5 protein-coding genes are annotated in these 6,762 nt (G+C 31.9%); 2 read left to right on the forward strand and 3 right to left on the reverse strand.

Annotated elements, in window-relative coordinates; all coding sequences use genetic code 11:
• Positions 1-87 precede the first annotated feature (87 nt).
• The gene (locus F8154_RS09210; RefSeq protein ID WP_243141217.1) at positions 88-2,529 is read right to left on the reverse strand and encodes a sugar phosphate nucleotidyltransferase; all 2,442 of its coding nucleotides are present in this window, start codon (positions 2,527-2,529) and stop codon (positions 88-90) included.
• Between the two features lie 744 nt (positions 2,530-3,273).
• Here F8154_RS09210 and F8154_RS09215 point away from each other — a divergent pair.
• Both F8154_RS09215 and F8154_RS09220 read left to right on the forward strand, forming a co-directional pair.
• A complete protein-coding gene (locus F8154_RS09215; protein ID WP_151861331.1) occupies positions 3,274-3,486 on the forward strand; it encodes a hypothetical protein in 213 nt (70 codons plus the stop codon).
• 383 nt (positions 3,487-3,869) lie between these two features.
• Positions 3,870-4,334: a DUF2975 domain-containing protein gene (locus tag F8154_RS09220; RefSeq protein ID WP_192930230.1), complete on the forward strand. Its 465-nt coding sequence runs from the start codon at positions 3,870-3,872 to the stop codon at positions 4,332-4,334.
• Between the two features lie 139 nt (positions 4,335-4,473).
• Here the strand turns inward: F8154_RS09220 and F8154_RS09225 are convergent, their stop codons facing one another.
• Both F8154_RS09225 and F8154_RS09230 read right to left on the reverse strand, forming a co-directional pair.
• Positions 4,474-5,223, reverse strand: coding sequence for a hypothetical protein (locus tag F8154_RS09225; protein ID WP_151861333.1), 750 nt, complete (start codon positions 5,221-5,223; stop codon positions 4,474-4,476).
• Positions 5,207-6,568, reverse strand: coding sequence for a hypothetical protein (locus F8154_RS09230; protein ID WP_151861334.1), 1,362 nt, complete (start codon positions 6,566-6,568; stop codon positions 5,207-5,209). The genes F8154_RS09225 and F8154_RS09230 overlap by 17 nt, the downstream gene beginning before the upstream one ends.
• Between the last annotated feature and the right edge of the window lie 194 nt (positions 6,569-6,762).

Consider the following 6,762-nt stretch of genomic DNA (forward strand, 5'->3'; position numbering starts at 1 on the left):
ATTCTAAAAAAAATCAAAGACATATTGCCTCTGATTTTTAAACAAAGTCCTTCAATAAAGAGAATTAAAGTTTTTGTTGATTTAATACTATTTTTCTGACTTTAGCAAGTCTTTTACCTTATTACTAAAGAATACCGATAGCTCGTTGGCATACTCCTGTGATAAGCCTTCAGTATATATATTCACCAGAGGCCTTTCATGGTCTGGTAAAACTATGGTCCACCCTCTATCATCCATTATTTTTACACCTTCATACATTTCTATACTTCTATTTTTGTTTTCCTCGATTAAATCTTTAATAACTCTACCCTTATCTGTCCAGTCACATGGAACAGCATCTTTAAGATAATAGTATTCAGGAATTTCCTCAACTAAATAGCTAAGCTTTGAATTAGTAGACACTAATAAGTCAATTATTAGCCCTAAGCTCCATATGGCATTGTAATTTAATATATATTGTAAAGGAAACTCATAATCCTTATCCCAATCATTTAACATCTCATGCATAATGCTTGAGGGGTTAGACTTAGTTCTTATTATATCTACATTATAGGATTGGGCGATTTTTTCAAATATATTCGGTGCAATATATGGCAATACGATTTTGCCATTATCCTCCACCTTTATTTGGATTAAAGTAGTAAGCAGCTTTAACTTTTCCTCCTTAATTTCTCTACCCTTTTCATCTACTAAAATCATTTCTTCTCCATTTTCATTAATGATTACACCAAATTCCACATTTCCTAGCTTTACTTCCTTTGATAAGTAGTTTAAATGATGATTTAATCCTTTTATTTGCAGCGAAGAATCATAAATAACGCTACAGCCCAGTTCATTTAAAAAGCTTTTAGTTAGAATTAATTGTTGAGGTGAGTCGGAAGCTATAGCTATTTTATAGCTGCTCCTTTTTATAGAGTCTTTATTCTTTACTAGACTAAGTCCATGTTTAATAAATAATGATGAAAAGTTAGTAACTGATATTTTTTCCTTTATTCTATTGGCATTACACCTTTCGAACTCCCCACGATTTAAAATGTTTTCCATTTCCCTCTCTTTATTTCTTCCTATACTGGCTCCGTTTTTGTCTGTAAACTCAATATATACTTTGTTTTCATCCCCGCTATCAGCTCTAACATGTATTCCACCAGCAGCTTGATGATATTTAACTGCAAAGCGATTTATGGCCAATACTGAATCTGTTAATTCTACTGCCTGACCACCCGAAGAGATTATGCCAGTAGCTATTGAGTTTTTTATCAATAATGAAGCCTTTGTATTATCATCACTTACTATAATTGTTCCTTCTTTATTTATAGATGCGAAGGAGGAGCCTAATCCCATAGCAAACTCTGGGGTTATATCTATGTTTACATGCCCTGATATATCCCTATAGCCAAAAACAGTTTTAGATGCCTTAGAACCCCAAATTAAGTTTTTATTAACAACTGTATTTACATCAATTTTTTTATTAGGCCATATTTTTATATCGGGCCTTACCATAACTCCGTCGTATAAAGTGGAATCCTCCCCAACAGATGAGTTTTCAAAGATATTAACTCTGTTCTTAATAAAAACTCCATTACATATAACTGATCCAGTAATATGGCTTCCATTACCGACAATTACATTCCTCCATAGTACACTTTTCTTAATGACTGTATCCCTATAGACATTACAATTATCTGCTACTATTGTATAGGGACCAATTTTACCACCATTAATTACTGTGTTTTTACCTATATATACAGGTGGGTTTACTATAGTGTTTTCACCTAACTTAGCCCCTTCATCTAGCCACACCCCTTGTTTTACTTCATTTCCCTGGATGTTTAGCTTTACTTTTCCTTCTAACATGTCAAATTGAGTTTCTTTATAGGAGCTTAAATCACCTATATCGCACCAATAATCCTTCGTAACATAGCCATACATAGCTACTCCATCCTGTAGTAGTTTTGGAAACAAATCCTTGCTAAAATCAAAATTATCGCCTCTTTGGTAGTATTCCATCACCTCTGGCTCAATTATATAAATTCCAGTATTAACTGTGTTACTGAATACTTCACCCCAGCTTGGCTTTTCTAAAAATCGAACTATTCTTCCTTCTTCATTTGTTATTACTACTCCATACTCAATTGGCACCGGTTCATTCTTTAATATTAAAGTCACCTTTGAAGCTTTAGCCCTATGATATTCAAGTGCTTCTTTTATATTTAAGTCGGTTAGAGCATCTCCACTAATAACTAAAAAGGCTTCATTTATAAACTCTTCTGCATTTCTAACGCTTCCACCTGTTCCTAATGGTATATCCTCTAGGTAATACTTAAGACCTACTCCCCATTTTGTACCATCACCAAAGTAGTCAGTTATTATTTCTGGAAGATAAGCCATTGTAACTGCTATATCTTTAATATTATGCTTTTTTAAAAGCTCAACTGTATATTCCATTACGGGTTTATTTAAAATTGGTACCATAGGCTTTGGTAAGCTGCATGTAAGGGGTCTTAATCTTGTACCCTTTCCTCCTGCCATAATAATCGCTTTAATTGTAATCACTCCTAACACAAAATAATACTTAATTTTAACTACTGCTAAATATACGCATTAAAATTATTTTGTGAAAATACCATTATTTATATACATAAAAACTGTAGCACTTATATTTATTACAGGTATTTTGTAAATGATTATAACAATTTACTGTTTTTGGCAGGAAAAGGGCTTTGATTTGTAGAAATGTTTTAATGTAAAAAGTTAATATTTTTAGGATTATATGGGGGGGGTGGTTAGTTGAGCATTCAAAATAGGCTATCATAAGAATAGCTATATGCTTCATGTATTTCAAAATCATCAGCAGTTGCTTCATTAAACATATCTTCATTAACTGATGAATTCTTAAGGGCTTCAAACTCCTCCGCAGTAAGATCTCTACTGTATTCGAATAAAAACTTGTATTCATAAAGAATGGATTTTGTGCTATACGCCTAATTATGAGTTTGTAAAGTTTGACACTATATGTTAATGTTTTTATCAAATTGTCTAAGGAGAGAAAATAAAAAAATGTGTAAGAAAACTAATGTTAGATTTAAGAACACAGTTTGCTATTTATTAATAGGATTGCTAGCTTTAAGTAATTTATATTTTTATAGTAAGTACAGCTTGTATAAGGATAATACGGATTTCGCTAATAATATATCTAACTTAATTCATTTCTCTGTGAATATTGACAATATAGATCCATTAACTAGTGTATGGTCTCATAAGGATGCAGAATACTTGAGGACTTTATTAAATGAAGTTGAAAGAAGAAGTGCAAACAAGTATAGTTTAGAGAACTACATTGCTATTAAATATATCAATGGTAACACTCTATTGGTTCAAACTACTCAAAATGAAAAAGGTTTATTCCGTATAAAGGACATGTTTTTTTTAGATGCTGAATACTATAATAGGCTTTATCATAGATTTTATAAAGTGGAGGATAAATGAAAACTTGAATCTAACTACACCTAAATTAAGTAAATACATGTAAATGAGACGGAATTGTTGTCATCTTGGAGCAGACTATAATGGCATAAAATTATTTGGCGAAATAATAATCTATAAATATGTAGAAGGATATAGATACCCAGTCACCTCTATATGTTAAAAACAATGGATGGATTATATGCTTACAATATATATTTAACCAATAAATTTATTGAAATGGATAAGCATACTAGCAGTTAAAACTATATGAAGATCTAAAAGGGAAGGATCTTTCTAACAAGATATTACTGATGAGTTAATTTGAAAGAATATTTGATTTTATGTTTGTCAAAATCTTTCCAAAAACACTTGCTGGTTACACAAAACCATGGGAGGTAAACAGAATGAGCAAGAAAGTTAAATCAAAACTAGATATTGTTAAATTTCTAATTAAACTCATTTACTTTACTAGTATTATTTTTGTAACTATTTTAACAATATTTGTGACATATCATATTGTAGTGGTAAATTCATTAATAGAAAAATTAGTTAGTGGCCTATTTATAGTAGCAAGCATATGTTTTATGTTATCAATTTATGAGATAAATAAAGTTACTACTTTGATAACTCAAGGAGATTTTTTTAATGACAGCAATACAAGAAGCTTTAGATATTTATCAAATTATTGTATTATAATAAGTTTGCTCACTTTTGGATACCAGCTTCTTTTACAAAAAGAAAAATACACTTTTATAGATTTATCTCAAAGCATTAATATTAATATAACACCACTTATTTTTCTTTTAATTGGGTTGTTTGTACGAGTTCTGAAAAGAGTATTTGAGTATGGTAACAATAAACAATTGTGATTGATCTTACCTTTTTCGTCTTATAGCTTTTCTACTAGAAGCGACAAGAGAGATATAGTTCTCATTTGTCGCTTAGATTATTTAGTTAGAATGGTGGCAATAGAACTAACTCCTTGTCATCATTCTTGTCACCATTTCATCATTTACCGTTTCGTGGTTCTGCTAGAACACGTATTGCAAAATCTTGTATGTGTCTTGTTGTAATTATACTATCTTTGTTTATTTTAAGTTCCTCTTCTGTGAAATCACCACCTGCATATCGTTGTAGAATATTAAGTATTTCATCGTCTCCAGCTTCAACTAGAAAATCACCGAATGCCATAATCCACTCCCACTCCTTCTTTTCTACAAGTGTCTTTGCAACTGTTATTACATCTGCCATATCATGTTTTTCCTCATAGTAGACATAGCCTGTTAAATCTCTAATCGAATATCTTACGCTTATTCCATCAAAGGCTTTGTTTTCAACTTTGTATATAAGTATATCACTTGCACCAATTATACTGTCATTAAATTTGTTAATAAGTTCAATCTGATAAACTCTTAAATCCTTAACGTTAATCACGGCATTAAATTCTGGCGTTTCATAATAATCTTCGAGGATGTACATGATGAGTCTATTATTATGTTCATCATAAATTGCTATATTAGTTGATAAATCTGGGAAATTGCCTCCAATATAATCAACTAAAAATTCATCTCCTAGACTTGTCTTTACTATCTCTTCACCCTCTCTTATATCCATACCTTCCCCTAAATAGTGGAAAAATTCAGCTACTGCATAAAAATAAATCACAGGAATAGCTAAAATAAATAATAATATTAATAATACTATAATTATTTTACTTTTTTTATTCACAACATCACTCTTTTCACCTATTTTTTTCATTCTCTAATTGCTCCCAGATAAAATCTGTAAATGCATCTTTAATAGCTCTTGATTGAGCACTAGTTGGAGATACATTAAATCTTTTATACAAAGGCCATTTAAATATATCTGCTGGCATCATAAAATGTTCCATTGTATAAGGGGCAGTTGAATGGGCGATAGCAGCTTTAGGATCTTTTCTACCTCTTTGATTTAGTCCTCTACTAAGTGAATGACTTACAAAATCCCTGTATCTTGTGTCGCTACCGCCCTTTAAATAGTAATCACTTAATACAGAAGACAATGATTTGTTCCCTAGTTTATTACAAATATTTACAGCATCCGCATCTGCTAATACATCCCTCATAGGAAAATCACTTTTTTTAGGATCTATATTTCCCATTTGTCTTCTTGCCTCTTCATATAAAACTGTATACTCATCAGAGTTATTGGTTTTCAATATAACATCTCTCATTAACTGCTGGAAATCTCCAGCCCAACCTGCCAAGTTGTCAATATGATACTCTGGTATTACTGCTTCTAATCCAACATCACTATAGCCAGTTTTATAAATATGCGCATTTAAAGTAGCTGTCAAGTGAACGAAATCAATATCGTACCCAGTTAATGGATCTGGAACAAGAATATCAGTTTTAAAGTAGGTTGTTAAAGAACCCTTTTCTTTATTAACATATTCTATAAAACCAGAGTCTATTTTACCTGCAACTCCAGTCCACGAACTATCATTATATCTATCACGTCTTATATAGTGTAGGACTAACTCATTTACAGATGTCTTAACACCACTAGCCCGTCTATTTTTAGTTGCCAGGTTTTCTAAACTCTTCACATTATCTACCATTGTAGTAATACTATAATCATCACCCATCCCCTTAGTTTCACCATCAAGGTATTGTGGCTGAAGATGATCTAGGCTCTTCTTATCAAGTCCTCCAATACCAGGATCAAGACTTGCTAACGTTATTCCTAGATCTACAATAGGTTGTGGAGAAATGATACTTTCTTTTACCATCTTAACTGTTGATACTATTGGATTATACATGGCTGTTCTGGCTACGTTAGGTACTACTGTTGTAGTTATAAGCCCTCCATTCAAGTAGGAAAATGTTGGAGCTTTTGTTCTTTCTCTACTTCGGCTGTTTCTTTCTCGATTGGTGTTGGTGTTTGTCTTAGTTGAGCTAGTGGTTCTTCTTGTACTACTTGAGCTCTTGCTTCTTTTGACTGTATTTCCACCTCCTGTCCCTACTTCGTCTTCTGCTCTTTTGGTATTTGATACTGCTTCTGCTGCCTTATGGGCTTTATCTTTAATTGATTTTATTCCTAGCTTATCTCCCATTAGCCACATTTCTGTATACTTCTCTATTCGCTTGATTTGTGAGGTATTTAAATTAGCTTTATCCCACTCGGTTACTGCATGACCTGATGGGTCTACATATTTTACCAGGTCGCAAAAATTTTATCCTTATAAGTATCAAGATGAATGGAGGTAGCCTATGGAAGTTTTTCAAATGCTAGCCTTTATTATGCTTCTAATCTATG

Origin of the sequence: Alkaliphilus pronyensis, from assembly GCF_009017275.1 — a bacterium.
In the GTDB taxonomy this organism is placed as follows: Bacteria; Bacillota; Clostridia; order Peptostreptococcales; family Natronincolaceae; genus Alkaliphilus_C; species Alkaliphilus_C pronyensis.

What these genes read in the sequence shown, in the direction of transcription:
- F8154_RS09210 (WP_243141217.1), bottom strand. Translation starts at nt 2,529, where the DNA reads ATGGCAGGAGGAAAGGGTACAAGATTAAGACCCCTTACATGCAGCTTA.
- F8154_RS09220 (WP_192930230.1), top strand. Translation starts at nt 3,870, where the DNA reads ATGAGCAAGAAAGTTAAATCAAAACTAGATATTGTTAAATTTCTAATT.
- F8154_RS09225 (WP_151861333.1), bottom strand. Translation starts at nt 5,223, where the DNA reads ATGAAAAAAATAGGTGAAAAGAGTGATGTTGTGAATAAAAAAAGTAAA.
- F8154_RS09230 (WP_151861334.1), bottom strand. Translation starts at nt 6,568, where the DNA reads ATGTGGCTAATGGGAGATAAGCTAGGAATAAAATCAATTAAAGATAAA.